The sequence below is a fragment of the Oleiphilus sp. HI0066 genome, assembly GCF_001635725.1.
In genome coordinates this window covers 1-1,035 of sequence record NZ_LWFH01001210.1, presented here as the reverse complement: position 1 = coordinate 1,035, position 1,035 = coordinate 1, and the positions used below count along the sequence as shown (strand labels likewise).

2 protein-coding genes are annotated in these 1,035 nt (G+C 44.1%); one reads left to right on the top strand and one right to left on the bottom strand.

Features of this window, described 5'->3' with window-relative positions:
- On the top strand, window positions 1–277 hold a 277-nt coding region (locus A3738_RS16570; RefSeq protein WP_156504310.1), incomplete at its 5' end, for a DnaJ domain-containing protein.
- On the opposite strand, the gene A3738_RS16565 is transcribed toward A3738_RS16570, so the two are convergent.
- Window positions 274–1,035 (bottom strand): exodeoxyribonuclease VII large subunit (locus tag A3738_RS16565; RefSeq protein ID WP_197473894.1); only part of this gene is annotated, 762 nt, incomplete at its 5' end. The two genes, A3738_RS16570 and A3738_RS16565, sit on opposite strands and share 4 nt — an antisense overlap.

Here is a 1,035-nt window from a genome sequence, read left to right as displayed (position 1 = left end):
TTATCCTTTACTGCGCTATGTGCCTGTTTTACGAAGGTTCGTGTCTGAAAGAAGGAAGGGAAAGCAAGATAAAGATGAGTCTGGTGACGAACTTAAAAAAGCGACGATTACCACGAGAGATGATGCGCTCAAGGTATTGGGATTAGCTGAAGGCGCGAGCAAGCAGGAAATTGTAGATGCGCATCGTAAGCTAATGCAGAAATGTCATCCTGATAGGGGAGGCAATGATTTCTTGGCTGCGCAACTAAATCAAGCCAAAGACATCTTATTATCTTAAAAAAGTTCTTGCTGAGGGTGTTCCGTTTTCTGGACTTTTAAGCGCAACTCTCCTTCTTTGACTTTGGCGGTCAGCACTTCGTTATGTTCCACTTGATCTGGTGATACAATCGCCTTTTTTTCATTGTTCAGTAGGACGCTATACCCTCGATCCATTGTTGCTAAAGGACTGACAAGATTAAGTTTGTTGACAGCTAAGCTCAGTTGATGCTCTTGTTGGGACATAACTCTTTGTATTATGTCGGAGAGTTTTTGAGAAAGATGCTGGGTCTTGTGCTTAGCTTGAGCGAGTTGCAACTTCGGGTGGAATCGCTCTAGTCGCCCCTCTATTTTGCTTATCGATACTGCATTGTTTTGAATTTTCGTTTGCGCGGCTTGATGTAAGCGACCAACCAAATTTTCTGCGTGTAATCGTTTTTGGGCGAGTAAGTAACTCGGACTTTGCAGTCGATTACGATGCGTATTCAAGATCTGCTGAGATTGGTGAAGTTTGTTTCGCAACAAAAACTGTAATCGACGATGTTGATCATCTAATTTTTGGGTGAGCTCATACTGATCTGGTGTGATGTATTCTGCCGCAGCAGAAGGTGTGGGGGCGCGCATGTCTGCAACCATATCGGCAATGGATACATCTACTTCGTGCCCAACCGCACTCACAATTGGCAATGCACTATCAAAGATTGCACGAGCAACAACTTCTTCATTGAATGCCCATAAGTCTTCTAAAGAGCCACCTCCACGGCCTACGATCAATACATC